This is a genomic window from Microbispora siamensis, from assembly GCF_016863095.1.
GTDB classification, from domain to species: domain Bacteria; phylum Actinomycetota; class Actinomycetes; order Streptosporangiales; family Streptosporangiaceae; genus Microbispora; species Microbispora siamensis.
This window is the reverse complement of sequence record NZ_BOOF01000040.1, coordinates 13,313-32,039: the sequence shown is the minus strand read 5'-3', so window position 1 is coordinate 32,039 and position 18,727 is coordinate 13,313. Positions and strand designations below refer to the sequence as shown.

General features: G+C 72.6%; 17 protein-coding genes. 5 read left to right on the top strand and 12 right to left on the bottom strand.

Features of this window, described 5'->3' with window-relative positions; all coding sequences use genetic code 11:
- Positions 1-16 precede the first annotated feature (16 nt).
- Positions 17-853: an IclR family transcriptional regulator gene (locus Msi02_RS30615; protein ID WP_204051447.1), complete on the top strand. Its 837-nt coding sequence runs from the start codon at positions 17-19 to the stop codon at positions 851-853.
- On the opposite strand, the gene Msi02_RS30610 is transcribed toward Msi02_RS30615, so the two are convergent.
- From Msi02_RS30610 to Msi02_RS30580, 7 genes are read right to left on the bottom strand one after another with little or no spacing between them, the layout of a single operon-like run.
- Complete coding sequence (locus tag Msi02_RS30610; protein WP_204051446.1) at positions 825-1,844, bottom strand: amidohydrolase family protein; 1,020 nt, start codon at positions 1,842-1,844, stop codon at positions 825-827. The two genes, Msi02_RS30615 and Msi02_RS30610, sit on opposite strands and share 29 nt — an antisense overlap.
- The gene (locus Msi02_RS30605; RefSeq protein ID WP_204051445.1) at positions 1,841-3,292 is read right to left on the bottom strand and encodes a class I adenylate-forming enzyme family protein; all 1,452 of its coding nucleotides are present in this window, start codon (positions 3,290-3,292) and stop codon (positions 1,841-1,843) included. The genes Msi02_RS30610 and Msi02_RS30605 overlap by 4 nt, the downstream gene beginning before the upstream one ends.
- Positions 3,289-3,810, bottom strand: a complete 522-nt coding sequence (locus Msi02_RS30600) for a 3-hydroxyanthranilate 3,4-dioxygenase (protein ID WP_204051444.1) — start codon at positions 3,808-3,810, stop codon at positions 3,289-3,291. The genes Msi02_RS30605 and Msi02_RS30600 overlap by 4 nt, the downstream gene beginning before the upstream one ends.
- A 21-nt stretch (positions 3,811-3,831) precedes the next feature.
- Complete coding sequence (locus Msi02_RS30595; protein ID WP_204051443.1) at positions 3,832-5,400, bottom strand: amidohydrolase; 1,569 nt, start codon at positions 5,398-5,400, stop codon at positions 3,832-3,834.
- Positions 5,397-5,813 (bottom strand): RidA family protein, encoded by a 417-nt coding sequence (locus Msi02_RS30590; protein WP_204051442.1) that lies wholly within the window; start codon positions 5,811-5,813, stop codon positions 5,397-5,399. The genes Msi02_RS30595 and Msi02_RS30590 overlap by 4 nt, the downstream gene beginning before the upstream one ends.
- Positions 5,814-5,862: 49 nt before the next feature.
- Positions 5,863-7,293 carry an aldehyde dehydrogenase gene (locus Msi02_RS30585; protein ID WP_079315372.1) on the bottom strand — a complete coding sequence of 477 codons (1,431 nt, stop codon included), beginning with the start codon at positions 7,291-7,293 and terminating at the stop codon, positions 5,863-5,865.
- Positions 7,294-7,349: 56 nt separating this feature from the next.
- The gene (locus Msi02_RS30580; protein ID WP_079315371.1) at positions 7,350-8,150 is read right to left on the bottom strand and encodes an enoyl-CoA hydratase/isomerase family protein; all 801 of its coding nucleotides are present in this window, start codon (positions 8,148-8,150) and stop codon (positions 7,350-7,352) included.
- A gap of 132 nt (positions 8,151-8,282) precedes the next feature.
- Here Msi02_RS30580 and Msi02_RS30575 point away from each other — a divergent pair, with 132 nt between their 5' ends.
- A complete protein-coding gene (locus tag Msi02_RS30575; RefSeq protein ID WP_204051441.1) occupies positions 8,283-9,047 on the top strand; it encodes an SDR family NAD(P)-dependent oxidoreductase in 765 nt (254 codons plus the stop codon).
- Positions 9,048-9,100: 53 nt separating this feature from the next.
- Here the strand turns inward: Msi02_RS30575 and Msi02_RS30570 are convergent, their stop codons facing one another.
- Positions 9,101-9,298, bottom strand: coding sequence for a tautomerase family protein (locus tag Msi02_RS30570; protein ID WP_079315370.1), 198 nt, complete (start codon positions 9,296-9,298; stop codon positions 9,101-9,103).
- A 44-nt stretch (positions 9,299-9,342) separates the two neighbouring features.
- Complete coding sequence (locus Msi02_RS30565) at positions 9,343-11,001, bottom strand: MFS transporter (protein WP_204051440.1); 1,659 nt, start codon at positions 10,999-11,001, stop codon at positions 9,343-9,345.
- Positions 11,002-11,160: 159 nt separating this feature from the next.
- On the opposite strand from Msi02_RS30565, the gene Msi02_RS30560 reads away from it, so the two are divergent.
- On the top strand, positions 11,161-11,949 hold the full coding sequence (locus Msi02_RS30560; protein WP_204051439.1) for a 2-keto-4-pentenoate hydratase: 789 nt from the start codon (positions 11,161-11,163) through the stop codon (positions 11,947-11,949).
- A 182-nt stretch (positions 11,950-12,131) separates the two neighbouring features.
- Here the strand turns inward: Msi02_RS30560 and sigJ are convergent, their stop codons facing one another.
- The gene (gene sigJ, locus Msi02_RS30555; RefSeq protein WP_204051438.1) at positions 12,132-13,037 is read right to left on the bottom strand and encodes an RNA polymerase sigma factor SigJ; all 906 of its coding nucleotides are present in this window, start codon (positions 13,035-13,037) and stop codon (positions 12,132-12,134) included.
- Positions 13,038-13,146: 109 nt separating this feature from the next.
- On the opposite strand from sigJ, the gene Msi02_RS30550 reads away from it, so the two are divergent.
- Entirely contained in the window at positions 13,147-13,509 is a 363-nt protein-coding gene (locus tag Msi02_RS30550) for a hypothetical protein (RefSeq protein ID WP_079315431.1), read from the top strand.
- A gap of 62 nt (positions 13,510-13,571) precedes the next feature.
- Positions 13,572-16,682: an AfsR/SARP family transcriptional regulator gene (locus Msi02_RS30545; RefSeq protein WP_204051437.1), complete on the top strand. Its 3,111-nt coding sequence runs from the start codon at positions 13,572-13,574 to the stop codon at positions 16,680-16,682.
- 6 nt (positions 16,683-16,688) lie between these two features.
- Here Msi02_RS30545 and Msi02_RS30540 read toward each other — a convergent pair whose 3' ends face one another.
- Both Msi02_RS30540 and Msi02_RS30535 read right to left on the bottom strand, forming a co-directional pair.
- A complete protein-coding gene (locus Msi02_RS30540) occupies positions 16,689-17,552 on the bottom strand; it encodes an ABC transporter permease (RefSeq protein WP_079315365.1) in 864 nt (287 codons plus the stop codon).
- Entirely contained in the window at positions 17,549-18,517 is a 969-nt protein-coding gene (locus tag Msi02_RS30535) for an ATP-binding cassette domain-containing protein (RefSeq protein WP_204051436.1), read from the bottom strand. The genes Msi02_RS30540 and Msi02_RS30535 overlap by 4 nt, the downstream gene beginning before the upstream one ends.
- Positions 18,518-18,727 lie beyond the last annotated feature (210 nt).

Here is an 18,727-nt window from a genome sequence, read left to right as displayed (position 1 = left end):
AACCACGATTATCACCATGACCGCGCCACGAGACGCCCACAAGGCCGGCCGGACGGTGTCCAGCCGGGTCTTCGCCCTGCTCAACGCGTTCTCCCAGGAGCGGCCCGCCCTCCGCCTCGTGGAGCTGACCGCCGTCACCGGGCTGCCGGTCTCGACGGTGCACCGCATCGCGACCGAACTGGTCGAGCTGGGGGCGTTGAAGAAGGAGCGCGACGGGACCTACCGGATCGGGCTGCGCATGTGGGAGCTGGGCTCGCTGTGCCCGCAGCCGCGCACCCTGCGGGACGTGTCGCTGCCGTTCATCCACGACCTCTACGAGACCACGGGGGAGAACGTCCACCTCGCCGTGCTCGACGGCGACGAGGTCCTCTATGTCGAGCGTGTGTGGGGACGCCGCTCCGTCGGCGTGGTCAGCCGCGTCGGCGGGCGCTCGCCGCTGCACGCCACGGGGGTCGGCAAGGTTCTGCTGGCCCACGCGCCCCGCGAGCTGCAGCAGGCCGTGCTGGCCGCCGGGCTGAAGCGCTACACGCCGCACACGATCGTCATGCCCGGCCTGCTCATGCGGTCGCTCCAGGAGATTCGCGAGACCGGCATCGCCCGCTGCGCCGAGGAGCTGTCGCTGGGGACCGTCTCCGTGGCGGCCCCCATCCACGGGCCCGACCGCCGGGTCGTGGCCGCACTCTCCGTCGTCTCGCACACCGTCACGCACACCCGGTCGCTGGCGGCGGTGGAGCCCGCGCTACGGCTGGCGGCGATGTCGATCTCCCGCGAGCTGGCCAAGGGCTACGCGGGCGGGCCGGAGGCCGCCGGCCCGCCCGGCACCGTCACGTCGATCCGGTCAGCAGCGCGTTAGCCGTCCCCGCCCGGACGGCCGCCGCGTCCCCGGGCCCGAGCCCGAGCGCCGCGACCGTCCCGAGCGGGTCGGTGTCGGCGAGTTCGAACGGATAGTCCGTGCCGACCAGCACGTGGTCGACCCCGAAGTCCTCGACGAGCCGCCGCAACAGCGGAGCCGAGAAGGTGGCGGTGTCGTAGTAGAGGCGGCGCAGGTAGTCGCTCGGCGGGAGCGGCGTGGTGCGGGCGACCGGCTTGCGCGACCAGCCGAGGTCCAGCCTGCCGGACAGGGACGGCAGGCACCCCCCGCCGTGCGCCAGGCACAGCCGCAGGTCGTGCCGTTCCAGGACGCCGCCGAACACGAGCCGCGAGACGGCGAGCGCGGTCTCCATCGGGAAGCCCGCGAGCTGGGACAACCAGTAGTCGGCGAGCCGGGGGCCGCCGGGAACGCTGTTGGGGTGGAGGAAGACGAACGTGCGGCGGTCCGCGAGGAGCTCCCACAGCGGCTCGTGCACGGGATCGTCCAGTTCCCTGCCGAGGCCGCGGGTGCCGATGGCGATGCCCGCGCACCCCAGCTCGTCCAGGCAGCGGCGGGCCTCGTCCGGCGCGGCCGGCGTGCCGAGGGGCACGTACCCGAGCGGGTCGAGCACCCCGCGATGCCCGGCGAGCAACTCGGCGAGCGCGTCGTTGCCCCGGCGGACCACGGCGAGGACGTCCCCCTCGTCGACGGCGTCCGCGCACGTCACGAACGGCGGCACCGACACGAGCTGGCGGGTGACGCCCATGCGGCGCATGTCCTCCAGCCGCTCGGCGACGTCGTACTGGGCGGGCGGCAGCGGGATCGGCGCGCCCTTCGGTATCCCGGACACCAGGGGGTCGATCCTGACCACGCCCTCGGCGAGGCCGGACAGGTCGGCGAGGCCGCGGCCGGCCAGCCAGGTCAGCAACGGTGTCGGCAGCGCGTGGGCGTGCACGTCGGTCACCGGTCCCGGCGCCGGCGGAACGCCGCTCATCGGACCGCCTCGGCGAGCCGGGCGCGGTCGAGCCGTCCCATGAAGTCGCGCAGCAGCCGCTCGGCCGGGACGACCGCGTCGATCGAGACAGGCACGTCACGCAGCGCGGCGCGCACTGCTTCGTCCACGGTCTCGTCCACGCTCTCGCCCTCGACGAGGACGGCGACGCTCCCGGGACCGGTCGGCACGACCGCCGCCGGATGCCCGGTTCGCCGTGACACGGCCGCCTCCAGGTCGCTCGGGCACACGTACGCGTCCGCGATCCGCAGCACGTCCTGGACGCGGTTCACGTAGTGAAGGCGGCCGTCGGCGTCGCGCCGGCAGACGTCGCCGGTGCGCAGCCACCCGTCCACGACCGGCGTGCCCCCGGGGAAGGCGTAGGCGTGCGCGATGGTCGCGCCGCGCACCCACAGCTCCCCCGCCTGCCCCGCCGGGAGGTCACGGCCGCCGGGGCCGCACACGCGGACCTCGGTGCCGGGGAACGGCAGGCCGAGCGAGGAGCGCAGGCGCGGGTCCAGGTGGTCGGCCGGGTGGGTCCACGCGATCGTCTTGGGCGCCTCGACCTGGCCGAACACCCCGCACAGCACCTCGCCGAACAGCGCGTGCGCGCGGTCGACCTCCTCGTCGGTCAGCGAGGCCCCGCTGTAGATCACCAGTGCCAGGGACGACCAGTCGTGTGAGGCGGCGTCCGGGTGGGCCAGCAGGGCGCGCAGCGCGGGCGGCATCGCCATCAGCACGGACGGTCGGTGCCGGGCGGCGGCCTCCAGCAGCCCGTCAGGGCCCGGCCGCTCCGGGATGACGAACGTCCCGCCCAGCATCAGCGTCGGCAGCACCATGTTGCCGAAGCCGCCGGACACCGACTCCGGGCACAGCACGATCGGCCGCTCCGGCCACGGAAGCGTGTCGCGCAGCGTCGTCGCCACCGCGCCCAGCGCGCCGCCGGACAGCTCGACCCCCTTGACCGGCCCGGTGGCGCCCGAGGTGAACGCCAGCCGCACCACCGTGCCCGCGGACGGAGCCGGACGTACGGCCGGCCCCGGCTCCCGCGCGGCGGTCAGGTCACGATCGGTCAGCACGCGGACCCCCGGATGGGCCCGCAGCCACGCGTCCAGATCCGGGTCGCCCGGCTCGGCGAGCACGGCGTCGGGCGCGACGAGGTCCAGCCGCTCGGCCAGTGCCGCGCCGCGCAGGGCACCGGGCGGCAGGGCCGCCGACCGGTGGCCCGCGACGTAGCAGGCCGCGTTCACCAGCCACTGCAGCGGGTCGTTGGGCCGGGCCTGCAGCACCGTGTGACCCGGCCGCAGGCCGGACTCGGCCAGCGCGTCCGCCACGCCAAGCACCAGCCGCTCCGCCTCGCCGTAGGTCAGCTCGGCGCTTCCGTGCCGGAACGCGACGTGTCCGGGGTGGGCGCGCAGCGCGCCGAGCACCAGCTCGCCGATCGCCGTCACAGCCGCTCGTCCGGCATGACCGTGCCGCAGGACTTGCACGTCCTCGCGTCGAGATTGCCGTAGAACCGCTGGTAGGCGCCCGCCACCGGATCGGTGCGGTAGTCGCTGACGTGGACGGCCTCCTCGTGCAGGAACTCATCGCAGGCAGGACAGAACCAGCGGAAGCGGTCCAGTTCGCCCGGCCGCCGGAGCCGTTCGATGACCAGCACGAACGCGTCCGGCGCGAACCGGGGCGAATGGGCGATGCCGGTCGGTGTGAAGATGGTCCCGCCCTCGGGGATCACCGCGATGTCCGAGCCGCCCTCCGGCTTGCGGTAGTGGAGGTTCATGGAGCCCCGCACCATGAACATCACCTCGTCGCTCGGGTTGAGGTGGAACTCGCTGCGGTATTCGCGCCCACGGGCGAGGAAGGCGAGTGACTCGCTCTCCTGCCACAGCACCTTGACCCGCCTGCCGCTCTCCTGTAGCTCGTCGGCCGCCTTCCGCAACTCGACGATGGGCATCTGGCTGGGGTGCATCGTTACCTCCTGGTGTGCTGCTCAGCCGAGCAGGCCGGTGTCGTACACGATCTGGCCGTCGACGACCGTCATCAGGACCTCGATCGCGCGGAGCTCGTCGTCGGACGCGGTGAGCGGGTCGGCGTCGAGCACGACCAGGTCGGCGAGCGCGCCCGCGGTCAGCCGGCCCTTCACCCCCTGCTCACCGGTGTGCGCGGCGCCGGACGTCGTGTAGAGGCGCAGCGCCTCCGTCCGGGTGACCGCCTGCCCGCCGCCCACGACGTCGCCCGCCGCGTCGCGCCTGGTCGTCATGGCGTAGATGTTCTGGAACGGGTCGAGGGCGTTGATCGGATAGTCGGTGCCTGCCGCGACGCCGTCGAGCCCGAGGCCGTCCACGAGGTCGCGCAGGGGCACGGCGGCCTCGGTGCGGGCATCCCCGAGGTGACCGGCGATGGCCACCCGGTTGCGCCACAGGAACGGGATCTGCGCGGCCACCTGGACGCCCAGCGCGCGGGCGCGGGCGATCTGGTCACGCTGGATCAGGCTGGCGTGGATGAGCACGTCCGGCGGGAGGCCCCGGTGCCGGGTGGCCTCGTAGACGTCGAGGGCGAGGTCGATCGCGGCGTCGCCCACCACGTGGGTGCCGACCGCCCAGCCCGCGCGGTGCGCCGCGCCGACCAGCTCGGCCAGCCGGTCCTTGCCGGCGAACACCTCGCCGTGGTAGCCGGGATCGGCGCGGTACGGCTCGCGCGTGGCCGCCGTGCCGAGCGTCATGCCGCCGTCCACCTGGAGCTTCACGCCCCGGGTGAGGTAACGCCTGCCGACGGGCGCGGGCGGGCCGGAGGCCAGCAGCGCCTCCCAGTCCGCGAGCGTGACGGACGGGTTGAGCTCGCCGGTGGGCGTGATCATCGCGGCCACGCGGAGGGTGGACCGTCCGGCCTCGGCCAGCTCTCGTAGCACCTCGACGTCTGCCGGCGGCAGGGCGCCCGCCACGACCGAGGTGATCCCGCGCCGGTTGAGCGCCCGCATGGCGGCGGTGAGCTGGGCGGCCCGCTCCTCGCGGGTCCATTGCGGCACCACGCGGGCGACGGCGTGCGCCGCGCCCTCGATCAGCCTGCCGTCGTGACCGCCGGGGTCGATGCCGGCGAGCTCCAGCGCGGCGGTGCTGGCCGTCGCGGCGTGGCCCTCCGGCAGGTACACCGGACGGCCGCCCGCCGCGCGGTCCAGCTCGTGCCGGTCGGGCCCGCGGCCTTCGGCGAGCTGGAGCGCAGGGTTCCACGGTTGTCCCAGCACCCACGCGCCGGGCTCGCGGCCGGCGGCCAGCGCGGCGATCCGGTCGAGCGCGGCGTCGAGCGTGCGGACACCCGCGAACGACACGGTGTGCCCGTCCATGCCCGCGTTCTCGAAGTGGCAGTGCGAATCGATCAGCCCGGGGATCACGGTCCGGCCCGCCAGCCGCACCACCCTGGTGGAGGGGCCGGCCAGGCGTGCGATCTCGGCGTCGGAGCCGACCGCGGTCACCCGGCCACCGGTCACCGCGACCGCCTCGGCGACCGTGCCGCCCGCGTCCAGCGTGTGCACCCGGCCGCCGAGCAGGACCAGGTCGGTCATGGCCGGATCACGGCGGCGACGCACTCGACCTCGACCTGCACCCCGGCGCGGTGGGGGGTCGCGATGACCGTGGTCCGCGCGGGGAAGTGCGGGTTTCCCTGGAAGAACTCGCGGTAGACGGCGTTGAACACCGGGAAGTTGGCCACGTCGCGCACGAAGCAGGTGCACTTGAGAATGGTCTCCCGGCTGCCGCCCGCCGCCTCCACGACCGCGACCAGATTCGTGAGCGTCTGCCTGACCTGCTCGGCGAAGTCGTCGGAGACGATGGTGCGGGTCTGCGGGTCCAGCGGCCCGGTGCCCGAGCAGTAGATGGTGTCGCCGTGCACGATCGCCTGGGAGAGCGGCGCTGCCGTCCCCGTGGAGAAGCCCACTGTGGGTGCGTTGCGGGTGCTGACGGGTCGGATGTCGGTCATGATGTGCTCCTTGCCGGTCGGACGTGCGGCCGCGGTGCGGCGACCCCCGTCACGAGATCTCCATGATGACGGCCTTGGGTTCGGTGAAGAACTCCCGGCTGTACGTTCCGCCCTCACGGCCGACGCCGGAGTCCTTCGCACCGCCGAAGGGTGCGCGCAGGTCCCTGACGAAGAAGCAGTTCGTCCACACCGTGCCGACCCGCAGCGCGCGTGCCACCCGGTGGGCGCGGGAGAGGTCCTGGGTGAACAGCATGGCGTTCAGGCCGTACGGCGTGTCGTTGGCCGCCGCCACCGCGTCCGCCTCGTCGTCGAACGGGAGCACGACCACGACCGGCCCGAAGATCTCCTCCTGGGTGACCCGGTCGCGCTGCCCCGCGCCGACCACCACGGTCGGCCGTACGGTCCACCCCTCGCCCACGCCGCCCGTGTGCAGTCGTGCGCCTGCCGCCGTCGCGATGTCGAGATAGCCGGCCACCTTCGTGAAGTGCTCCCGGGAGGACAGCGGGCCGATCTGCGTCGCCGGGTCCTTCGGGTCGCCGATCACCAGCGCCTCGGCGGCGGCGGTGAACCTGGCCAGGAACTCGTCGTACACCTGGCGCTGCACGTACAGCCGGCTTCCGGCCAGGCAGACCTGCCCGCTGTTGCTGAAGACCGCCTGGATCGACCAGCCGACCGCCTGGTCGAGGTCGGCGTCGGCAAAGACGATGTTCGCGCCCTTGCCGCCCAGCTCCAGGCTCACCGGGGTCAGGTTGGCCGCCGCGGCCCTGGAGATCAGCCGGCCGGTGGCCGACTCGCCGGTGAAGGTGATCCGGTCGACCAGTGGCGACTCGGTCAGTGCCTGGCCCACCGAGCTCGGCCCGAACCCGTGGACGACGTTGAGCACGCCGGGCGGCAGGCCGGCCTCGATCGCCAGCCGGGCCAGGATGGTGGCCGAGGCGGGCGACTGCTCGGCGGGCTTGAGCACGACCGTGTTCCCCCATGCCAGCGCGGGCGCGACCTTCCAGCTCGCCATCATGAGCGGGAAGTTCCACGGCGCGATGGCGGCCACGACGCCCGCCGGGTCGTACTCGGTGTAGGCGTGGTGCCCCGTCGGCATCGGGAACGTCTCGGCAGGAGTGAGCTGCGCGTGGTCGGCGAAGAATCGGAAGTTCCGCGCCGCGCGGGGGACGTCGTGGCCCCTGGTCTGAGTGATCGGCTTGCCCATGTCCGTGGTGTCGGCCGCCGCCAGGTCGTCGGTGTGCTTGTCCAGCAGGTCGGCGAGGCGGTGCAGGATCGCACCGCGCTCGGTGAAGCTCATCCGCGGCCACGGACCCTCGTCGAAGGCCGACCGCGCGGCGCGTACGGCGCGTTCCGCGTCGCCGGCCGAGCCGAGCGCCACCGTGGCCCACGGCTCCCGCGTCCACGGGTCCACGGACTCGAACGCCGTCCCGTCGGCGGAGGCGACCTCCTCGCCCGCGATGACGTGTCCGAACGATTCCACGCTGGTCCTCCTCTTTATCGCTGTGCCGTAACTCTCCGCGCGCGACCGGCGTGCGCTCAACGACCGGTTTCCATTCGCCGGGAAGAGCTGCCGCGCACCGCGCGCGACCACTCCGCCCACCGCCGCCCGAACTCCGGAGAGTTCACCGCCCGGATCTGCTCGGCGACCTCCCGGTCCACCGCCTCCGCCAGCCCGCCGCCGGCCGCCGCGGCGATCAGGCGCTTGGTCGCCCTCGCCGCCTCGGGGGGCGCCGCCGCGAGCGTCTCGGCGCGGCCGAGCGCCTGCGCGAGGGGGTCGTCCGCGACGACGTCGAGCAGGCCGATCCGTACGGCCTCCTCCGCCGCCACCTTCCGCCCGGACAGCGCCAGCTCCGTCGCTCGCGCCGCGCCGACCGCCCGCGTGAGCAGCCACGTCACGCCGAAGTCGGGGACCAGCGCCATCTTGATGAACGGGCTGGCGAACACCGCGCCGGGCGAGCCGATCCGTAGGTCACACGCGAGGGCGAAAGCCATCCCGGCGCCGACGGCCGCGCCGTCCACGGCGGCGATGGTCGGCGCGTGGAAGTCCAGCAGCAGCCCGGCGGCGGAAAACTCGCGCGTCATGCGCTCCCGGGCATCTCGCGGCGCCTCGTTCCCCATGTCGCCGATCGCGTCCAGGTCGCCGCCCGCGCAGAACGCGCCGCCGCGCCCGGTCACCACCAGGGCCCGTACGGCGCAGTCGCCGTCCAGCTCGCGCAGCACCGTGGGCAGTCCGTCGAGCAGCGCGCGGTCCAGCGCGTTACGGCGGTGCGGCCGGTCCAGTTCCAGCAGCGCGACCCCATCGGAGGGGAACGTCACCCGCAGTCCACGTACGTCCATGGTCCGAAACTGACCTGACGCGTGCTCCGGCCACCAGGACCGGTTCTCATTGAGCGGAAGCCCGCAGGTGGCCGGGCATCGAGCCACCGCGCATCATCGGAGCGCATGGCATCGAGGTTCGGGAGGACATTCGTGAACGGGCAGCTGCGCGGTAAGACGGCGATCGTCACCGGGGCGGCGTCGGGCATCGGACGCGCGACCGCCGCGCTGTTCGCCGCCCGCGGCGCGGCGGTGCTCGCCGTGGACCGCGACGAGAAGGGCCTGCTGGGACTGCGAGACGAGGTGGCGGCGGCCGGTGACGAGCTGGCCGTGCTGGCCGTCGACCTCACCTCGGCGGGCGCGGCCGAGCGGGTCTTCGACCACTGCGCCGAGGTCGTGGGCACGCCGGACGTGCTCGCCAACATCGCGGGCAGGGCCGGGGACCGCCCGGCGGCCGACACCACGGACGAGGACTTCGAGTTCTTCCTGCGGACCAACCTCGGCACGACGTTCGCGCTCAGCCGCCGCGCGGTGATCGCGTTCGGCGACGCGGGCGGGGCGATCGTCAACACGTCCTCGACGTTCGCGCTGACCGGGGTCGCGGGGTCCGCGCCTTACTCGGCGGCCAAGGGCGCGGTCTCAAGTCTCACCCGCCAGATGGCGGCCGAGTATGGCCGGCGCGGCATCCGGGTCAACGCCGTGGCGCCGGGCCTGATCGAGACCCCGGCGACCCGCGCGAAGATCGCCGCCGGTGTCTTCGACGACCTGGTGACCCGGTCGCGCCCACTGCCGAGAGTCGGGCAGCCGATCGACGTCGCGCGGGTCGTCGCGTTCCTGGCGTCGGACGAGGCGGCGTTCGTCACCGGCCTCACCATCCCGGTGGACGGCGGCTGGAGCAGCACGCACTTCCGCGGCTGACGGCGACGTGAGACGGGCCGGGGCCGACGTCGGCCCCGGCCCGTCCCGGCTTCCTAGGAGCGCGCCCTGCGCTCGGCGATCGTCTCGCCGCCCGCGGCCCAGTGGGTCGGCGGCAGCTCACGCACCAGGATCCGCACCGACTCGGGCGGGACCCCGAGGCTGCGCACGACCGCGTCGTGGACGGCCGAGATCATCTCGCGCAGCTCGGACTCGGTACGGCCGGCCAGCAGTGAGACGTCGATGATCGGCATGAAGCCTTACCTTTCTGGATGCGGTTCCGGGACGGATGCGACGATCAGCCGGCCTGGCGTACGACGGGCTCCACGGCCTCGTCGCCGGCCAGGCGCACATCGGCGAGATCCACACCCTTGGTCTCCGGCAGAGTGAACACCAGGATCAACAGACCCAGCGCCATGGCCCCGACCGGGTACCACAGTGCGGTGGTGGTGCTGCCCACTTCGGCCCCGATGGCGACCATCGTCGCCGGCAGGAGACCGCCGAACACGCCGACGCCGAGCTGGTAGGGGATCGAGAGCGCCGTGGCCCGGACGCGGGTCGGGAACACCTCCGCCATCGCCGTCGCGGCCGGTCCCTGGGCCATCTGCGCGAACGCGACCAGCACGAGGAGCAGCAGCGCGACCGCGAGGACGGGCCCGTCGAAGAGGTCCCCGAACCCGGCGATCTTGATCGTGCCGCCCGATCCGCCGACCGGATATCCGGCCGTCCTGAGCGCCGACAGCAGTTCGTCCGTCATCCGCGGGCCACCGGAGACCTGGGTGTCGTTCACGAGGACCCTGGTAGGACCGGTGGCGTCCTGCCGCTCGAAGGTGACCGAGTTGGCCTGGAGCACATTCCGTGCCCGGTCGCAGTCGGAGGTGAAGGTGGCGGTGCCCGCGGGGTTGAACTGGAAGGAACACTCGGCCGGGTCGGCCTGGATGACGACCGACACGTTCTCCTGAGCCCGGGCGAGATCCGGGTTCGTGGTCGAGACGATGGCGCCGGTGATCGGGAACACGAGCAGCGCGGCCAGCCCGAGCCCCGCGAACAGCACCGGCCGGCGCCCGATCCGGTCGGACACCCGGCAGGCGAGGACGCACAGGAAGAACCCGATCAACATGATCACCATGAAGATCGCGTTGACCGTGAACGAGTCGGCCTTGAGGTAGGTCTTCATCGTGGTCACCATGTACACGGTGGACAGGTAGCCGATGAACGACTGCGTCGCGGCCATCACGAACACGATCGCCACCATCCGCACCCGCGCCCGCGAACCGAACGCCTCGCGCAGCGGCGCCTTGGTCTGGGTGCCCCCCTCCTTCATCTTGAGGAACATCGGGCTCTCGTTCAGCTTGGTGCGGATCCACACGGAAAGCGCGAGCGGCACGACGGAGATGACGAACGGCACCCGCCAGCCCCACTCCTCGAACGCGTCCGCGCCCACGACGGCCTGCACCAGCAGTTGCACGCCCAGCGACAGACTGAAGGCGAGAGCCGTGGTGCCGGTGAGCCAGCCGACGAAGTACGCGCGCTGCCGCGCGGGGGCGTACTCCGAGACGTAGGTGACCGCCGCGCCGAACTCGCCGCTGACCGCGAGTCCCTGCAGGATGCGGCAGGTCACCAGCAGGATCGGGGCCAGGATGCCGATCTCGTCCGCGGTGGGCAGCAACCCGACCGCGACCGTCGAGGCGCCCATCAGCACGAGCGTCATCAGGAACACGATCTTGCGGCCGACCAGGTCGGTGATCCGGGCGAACACCAGCGCGCCGATCGGGCGGACGATGAACCCGGCGGCGAAGGTCAACAGCGCGAACACGGTCTGCGCCGCCGTGCCGTAGTCGCTGAAGAACCTGCTGCCGATCACGGGGACGAGCGCGCCGTAGAGGAAGAAGTCGTACCACTCGAACGCCGTGCCGACGGCCGACGCGCCGACGACCTTGAGTTCCTGTCTGTTCATCGACGGATTCCTCCAGCCTGGGATGTTTCCCCCGCCTCAAGGCACGACGGCGGGTTGGAGTGACCGTAGGACCGATAGTGACGGACGCAACTATCCGGATTTCCGGTATGCGGGAACGCCAGGTGGAAGCCGCGGCCGCCCCGGTCCACCTTGGCCACCATGACGGCGAACACATGGACGGTCGATCGGGCCGTCGAGGAGCTGCGCGCGGCGGAGTCGACCCGTACGGCGCGCCACCCCATCACAGAGGACTGGCCCGGCCTGGACCTCGGCACCGCCTACCAGGTGCAGTCGGAGCTGGTGGCGGCCAGGGTCGCCGGAGGCGAGAGGATCGTCGGCGTGAAGCTGGGCCTCACTTCGCGCGCCAAGCAGCGGCGGATGGGCGTGGACGCCCCGCTGACCGGCTGGCTCACCGACGGCATGATGCTCGACGCCGGCGCGCACGTGCGGACCGAGCGCCTCATCCATCCGCGGGTGGAGCCCGAGATCGTCTTCACGCTCGGTCGGCGGTTGGAGGGCCCCGGGGTCACCCCGGCCTCGGCGATGGCGGCGGTGCGGAGCGTGTCCGCGGGCCTCGAAGTGATCGACAGCCGCTACCGCGACTTCCGGTTCACCCTCCCCGACGTGGTCGCCGACAACGCGTCGTCGGCCCAGTTCGTAGTGGGTGACGTGGAAGTGGACCCGGCCGGCCTCGACCTCGCGCTCGAGGCGTGCGTGCTGAGTGTGGCGGGGACGGTGGTGGACACCGCGACGGGCGCGGCCGTGCAGGGCCATCCGGCGCGGGCGCTCGCGCTCGCCGCGAACTCCCTCGCCGAGCGAGGGCTGGCCCTGGAGGAGGGTTGGATCGTCCTCACCGGCGGGATGACCGACGCGGTCCCGCTGGAACCGGGCCGCCCGGTCACCGCCGAGTTCGCCCACCTGGGCACGCTCACGGTGTCCTGCGGCTGACCGGTTCGCGCCGCCACGCCATCAGCGGTCCGGATGTATCACTCGGGCCAGCGGTAGCGACGGCGGCTCGTCCGGTCGGGTGCAGCCCGTCAGCGCGAGCGGACCGAGGCACGTGAGCATCGAGACGACGACAAGCGCTCGGCGGACCGGCCGGGCGCGGATGGGCGGTGGCGACTGGAGTATCAAGCCGTCCGTGCCCACAGCCGCAGCTTCTCCGGATTGCGGACCGCCCAGATCCGGGTGACGCGGCCGTCGGCGACATCGAACGAGGCTACGGTCACGACGACGCCGGCACGCTGGGCCACCAGGCCCGGCACACCGTTGACCGACCGCTCCAGGAGTTCGAGCCCCGGAGCCTTGTCGGCGATGGAGACCATGTACCGGGCGATGCGCGCGCCGCCTTCTATCGGGCGCAGGACGGTATCGACCATGCCACCGCCGTCGGCGGTCATCACGGCGGCCGGGTCGAGGAGGTCGACGAGGGCCGCGATGTCCTTCGTCTCCCATGCCTTCTTGACATGCCGCACCACGTCGGCCTGCCCGGCCGCCGGCACCGGGGCGCGTGCGTCGCCGACCCGCCGCCGGGCGGAGGCCGCCAGTTGCTTGCAGGCCGCAGCGGTACGGCCGAGGACGCCGGCGATCTCGGCGAAGGGGTAACGGAAGACGTCGTGCAGGACGAACGCCACCCGCTCGGCGGGCGTCATCGTCTCCAGGACGACGAGGAAGGCCATGGTCACCGATTCGTCCAGGACCATCTGGTCAGCGGGGTCGGTGCCATGCCCGTGGGCCCACTCGGCGCGCCCCGGCAGCGACTCGGGCAGCGGCTCGGGCAGCCACGCGCCGACATAGCGTTCACGCCGCGCCCGCGCCGAGCCGAGCACGTCCAGGCAGATGCGGCCGGTCACCGTCGTCAGCCAGGCGCCAGGGGACACGATCTCCTTCCGCCGACTCGGTGGCAGCGCGTACCAGCGCGCGTAGGCCTCCTGTACGGCGTCCTCGGCCTCGGCCAGTGAACCGAGCAACCGGTAGGCGACATTGATCAGTTGGCGCCGCTCACCAGCTATCTCATCGGTGCTCGTCCCAGCCATCCCCGTGCTCCCGACCGCTTCCGCACCTTACCTTTCGCAGGCCCGCGTCGTCGGGCTGGTGAGACCTTACCGATCTACTGCCCCCGGGGGCGGAATGGGGGACCGTGACATGGCCACCCAGGCGACGGCGCGGCGCAGCTTCTCGTTTCTGCGGATCGCGATCACCTTGCAGACCCTGACCATCTTCCTTCAAGCGGTCTCCGCCGGACTGCTGCTGACCTCGTCGTACGGGGGGACGCTGCACAGTGTGGGAGCCCGCGTGATGTACGGGGCGTCGATGCTGTACGTGCTCGCGGCGGTGCTGGCGTGGAAGCCGGGCGGCGGCTCGCCCCGGCCCGTCTGGCACGCGTCCGGCTTCCTTGTCCTCGCCTCCGTCCAGGTCGTGCTCGGCATCGCGCACGTACCGTCGGTCCATCTCCCCCTGGGCGTCCTGATGTTCGGGCTGAGCGTGCTGGCGCTGGCGCGGCGCTGAGATCCGGTATCGGCCAAAGGTGAGAAACGGGTGGAAGGCTCGGTGAAGCCTAGACTTGCGCCATGCCGATCCACCTGAGCCTGCTCGACGGTGTGCGGTGGCGAGGGCAGCCGGTGGTCGGTGAGAGGGCTCAGGCGCTGCTCGCAGCCCTCGCGCTCGCCTGCCGGACCGTGAACGCGGACCAGCTCGTCGCGGAGGTGTGGGGGGACAGCGAACCGGCCAATCCGGCGAAGGCGCTGCAGGTCCTGGTATCCCGGACCAGGTCCGTCGTGGGGCCGGAGGCGCTGGTCACGGAAGGGGGCGGCTACCGGCTCGAGGTCCCGCCCGACCGGGTCGACGCCGCCCGGCTGCACGGTCTGGCGGACCGGGCGCGGGCGCTGCTCGCCGAGAATCCGGCCGCGGCGGCCGCGGCGGCGGAGGAGGCGCTCGCGCTTGGCGTCGGGGCGCTGCCGCCCGAGGGCGAGGGCCCGCTGGCCGAGGTGCGCCGGCGCGCGGAACGCGACCTGGCGTCCGCGCGGGTCGTGCTCGCCCGGGCCCGGAGCCGGAGCGGCGACCATGGCCCCGCCCTGCCCGAGCTCGAGGAGGCCGTACGCGTCCACCCCGAGGACGAAGGGCTGCTCGCCGACCTCCTGCACAGCGAGGCGGCGGTGCGCGGAACGGGCGCCGCGCTGGACCGCTTCGAGCGCTACCGCTCGGCCCTGCGCGACCGGATCGGCGCCGACGTCGGCCCTGAGCTGCGGCGGGTCCATCGTGAGCTGCTGGCGCTCGACAGCCCCGTACGCTCCGGCGTGCGGTTCGACACGACCCCGCTGCTCGGCCGCGACGACGACCTGCGACGAGTGCGGGCACTGCTCGCCACCTCCCGGGTGGTCTCGATCCTCGGCCCGGGCGGGCTCGGCAAGACCCGGCTCGCCCACGCCGTCGCCCGCGAGGCTCCGCAGCCGGTGGTGCACTTCGTCGAGCTGGTCGGCGTGACCGCGCCCGAGGACCTGATCGGCGAGGTCGGGTCGGCGCTCGGCGTCCGCGAGTCGGTGACCGGACGCCGCACGCTCACCCCGCAGCAGCGCGCCGACGTCCGGGCCAGGATCGCCCAGCAGCTCGATCTGGCCCCGACGCTGCTGGTGCTCGACAACTGCGAGCATCTGGTGGAGGCGGTCGCCGACCTGGTCGCCTATCTGACCGCGACCACACGGGAGCTGCGCGTTCTCACCACGACCCGCTCGCCGCTGGCGATCGCCGCCGAACGCGCCTATCCGCTGCCCCAGCTGGGAATCGGTGACGCCGTCGAGCTGTTCTGCGACCGCGCGACCGCGGCCCGGCCCGGTGTGCACCTCGACGAGGACGACGTACGCGCCGTCGTGGCCCGCCTGGACGGCCTGCCGCTCGCGATCGAACTGGCCGCCGCCAAGGTGAGGGTGATGTCACCGGTCGAGATCGCCCGGCGGCTGGATGACAGGTTCTCGCTGCTGCGCGGCGGTGACCGGAGCGCCCCCTCCCGGCACCAGACGCTGCTGGCGGTGATCGACTGGTCCTGGAACCTGCTGGGCGAGCGGGAGCGCCGGGCCCTGCGCCGTCTCTCGGCCTTCCCGGACGGCTTCGCCCTCGACGCGGCGGAGGAGGTGCTCGGCGACGACGCTCTCGGCGACGTCGAGGAGCTCGTGGAGCAGTCCCTGCTCACCGTCGTGGAGACGGCCGACGGCGTCCGCTACCGCATGCTGGAGACGGTGCGCGAGTTCGGCCGGGTGCGGCTGGACTCGGCCGGCGAGACCGCCGAGGCGCGGGCCGCCGTACGCGCATGGGCCGTCGGTTACGCCGAGCGGCACGGCGCCCGGCTGTACTCGCCGGAGCAGGTCGAGGCGATGGGCCGGCTGCGTGCCGAGGAGACGAACCTCGCCGACATCCTGCGCGATGCCCTGGCCGATCCCGATCCGGAAGCGGTCGTGGTGCTGTTCTCCGCGCTGGGCGGCTACTGGACGATCCGCGGGGACCACACGCGCGGCATCGTCCTCACTCCCGCCATCGCCGCCGCCCTGAGCGGCTGGACGCCGCCGCCCGGGCTCCTCGACCGGACCCGGGTGGCCCTGAGCATGGTCCTGTTCCACAGCATGATGATCTCCTCAGAGGAGATCGGAGGGCCGGCGGAGATGCTGTCCGCGCTGGGCGCCGACTCGGCGAACCCCGCCGTCCGGGCGCTGGTGACCGCACTGCTCACCACCATGGCGGAACCCGAGAGCGGCTTCGACATGCTGATCGCCGATCCCGACCCGCTGATCCGCCAGATCGCGCTGCACTGGCTGAGTCACGGCCGGGAGAACTCCGGCGACCCGGTCGGCGCGATCGAAGCGGCCCGGGCCTCCCTCGAGCTCGTCGATGACGACGACGTCCCCTGGCGCCGGGCGGTGCTGCACACCCAGCTGGCCGGCCTGTACGCGCACCTCGGTGACTCCGCGTCGGCATCCAGGCATGCCACCGAGGCGCTCCCGGTGCTCGAACGCCTCGGGGCGATGGACGACGCCGTCCAGCTCCGCGCCGCCCTCGCCATGGGGGCGCTGACCGAGGGGCGCCGCGACGAGGCGGCGCGGATGGTCGGCGACCTGGAGGCGCTGTCCACCCAGGGCACCTACAGCGAGGTCCTGTCGGTCGCCACCGCCAAAGCCGAGCTGGCCCTCGCCGACGGGGACGTCGCCGAGGGACTGCGGCGGCACCGCGAGACCGCCGAGGTGCTCCGGAACCTGCGCGTCCCCGGCGCGCCTGACGGCTCCACGCTGTGGGCCATCCTGGGCGAGGTCATCGCGCTCTCGGCGTTCGCGCAGTACGGCGAGGGCGACGACGGCGCGGACCTCTTCGAGTCGCTGCGGGCCAAGGTCCTGGTCGGGTTCGATCCGGACCACATGTTCAGGGACTACCCGGTGATGGGGATGGTGCTCGCCGGGCTGGGCATCTGGGGCCTGCTGAAGGGGGCGCTGCCCGCCGAGGAGGCGGTGCGGCTGCTCGTGCTCGCCGACCGGTTCGCCTACAACCGGTTCACCCCGACGATGCAGTGGTCGGTGCTGTCCGCGCACGCCGAACGCATCGCCCCCGGTGTCCTGTCCCGGGTCGAGGCCGAATACGGCGAACGGCGCGGCCCCGACCTGCTGGCCGAGGCCCGCGCCGTCCTGGAGCGGGTGCTCTGACACCGGCTACATCTTGCGGGAGTACGAGCGGACCGCCAGCGGGGCGAAGACCGCGACGACGATCGCGCAGCCGATGACCGCCCAGCCGACCTCGGCCGTCACGGCCCCGTCGTTGAGCAGGTCGCGCACCGCGGAGACGACGTGCGACACCGGGTTGACCTTCACGAACGCCTCCAGCCAGCCGGGCAGCGTGTCAGCGGGGACGAAGGCGTTGGACAGGAAGGTGAGCGGAAACATGATCATCATCGAGATGCCCTGGACGCTCTGCGCCGAACGCGCCATCGTGCCCAGCCAGGTGAAGATCCACGCCAGCGACCAGCCCGCGATCACGGTGAGCGCGACACCGCCGACGCAGCCGAGCACGCCGCCGCCGGGGCGGTACCCGATGAGCAGCCCGGTGACGACCGTCAGCACCGACGCGATGCCGTACCTGATCAGGTCGGCGATCATCGGGCCGGCCAGCGGAGCGATCCTCGCGATCGGCAGGGACTTGAAGCGGTCGAAGACCCCCTTGTCCATGTCTTCGCGCAGCTGCACGCCCGTCGCCATGCAGACGGTCAGGGCCGTCTGGGCGAGGATGCCGGGGATCAGCACCGGGAGGTAGTTCGACACGCTGCCGGAGATCGCGCCACCGAAGATGAACGCGAACATCGCCGTGAACAGCAAGGGCTGGATGAGGACGTCGAAGAACTGCTCGGGCTTGCGGCGCATCTTCTTCAGGGCTCGCCATGCCATCGCCAGGACCTGGACCCAGGTCGCCTGAAGTGAGCTGCGGGACGTGGTGCGGGCGACCGCGGCGGACGGGTCGATGCGCTGGGGGGCGCGGGTGGTCGGGGTCGCGGTGGTCGAGGTCGCAGTGCTCGTGGTCATCGGGCCGCCTCCATCTGGGGTTCGTCGGCGCCGTGGCCGGTCAGCGCCAGGAAGACCTCGTCCAGCGTCGGCTTGGCGACGCTCACCGAGGAGATGCCGAGGCCTGCTTCCCGCAGGCCGATCAGGACGTCCGCGGCCCGGTCGGGGTCGGGGAGGGGGATGTTCATGCGTCCCGATTCCGGGGTCAGGACCGGGTCCTCACCCAGCAGCCGGCGGACGACGTCCGCGGCCAGGGCGGTGTCGGCGCCGTCCGCGAGCCTGAGCTGCAGGGTTGAGTCTCCGACCTGGGTCTTCAGGGCGTCGGGGGTGTCTTCGGCGACCTTCCGGCCTCGGTCGATCACAGCCACGCGGCCGGCCAGCTGGTCGGCCTCGTCCAGGTATTGGGTGGTGAGAAGGATCGTGGAGCCGTCGGTGACCAGCTCACGGATCGTGTCCCACATCTGGCCTCGGGTCCTCGGGTCGAGGCCGGTCGTGGGCTCGTCCAGGAAGATCAGGGGTGGGCGGGTGATCAGGCTCGACGCCAGGTCCAGGCGGCGGCGCATGCCTCCGCTGAACTGGGACAGGGGACGGTTGGCCGCCTCCTGGAGACCGAAGCGTTCGAGCAGGTCACCGGCGATCGTCTTGGCTCGGGTGCTGGTCAGGCCCTGGAGGCGGGCGAACAGCCAGAGGTTCTCCCGGGCGGTCAGGTCCTCGTCCACCGAGGCGTACTGGCCGGTGACGCCTACCAGCTGCCGGATGCGGTGGGGTTCCCGCCGGACGTCGACGCCGAAGATCTCCGCATGGCCGCCGTCGATCGGGAGCAGGGTGGCGAGCATCCGGAGCATGGTGGTCTTGCCTGCTCCGTTGGGGCCCAGGACCCCGAAGATCTCGCCTTGCCGTACGTGAAGGTCGATGCCGTCCACGGCCCGGAAGTCGCCGAAGTTCTTGACCAGACTGTCGGCCCGGACGGCACTGAGGTCCGCCATGACGCGTCTCCTCTCTCCGCCGGGTACCTCCCGGCGTACGAGAAGAGCTTCCGCGTCGCCGGCTTCATCGCGGCTTCACGCTGGTTTCACCTCTGACCTGGCGGTTTCATCGCTCCGGCGGGACCTGGCCGGTGACGGTGCCAATAAGGGGGAAGGTCGGGCCGGACTGCGCATGCGGCGCACGTCACTCCCCGCCACTTTCACTGTATA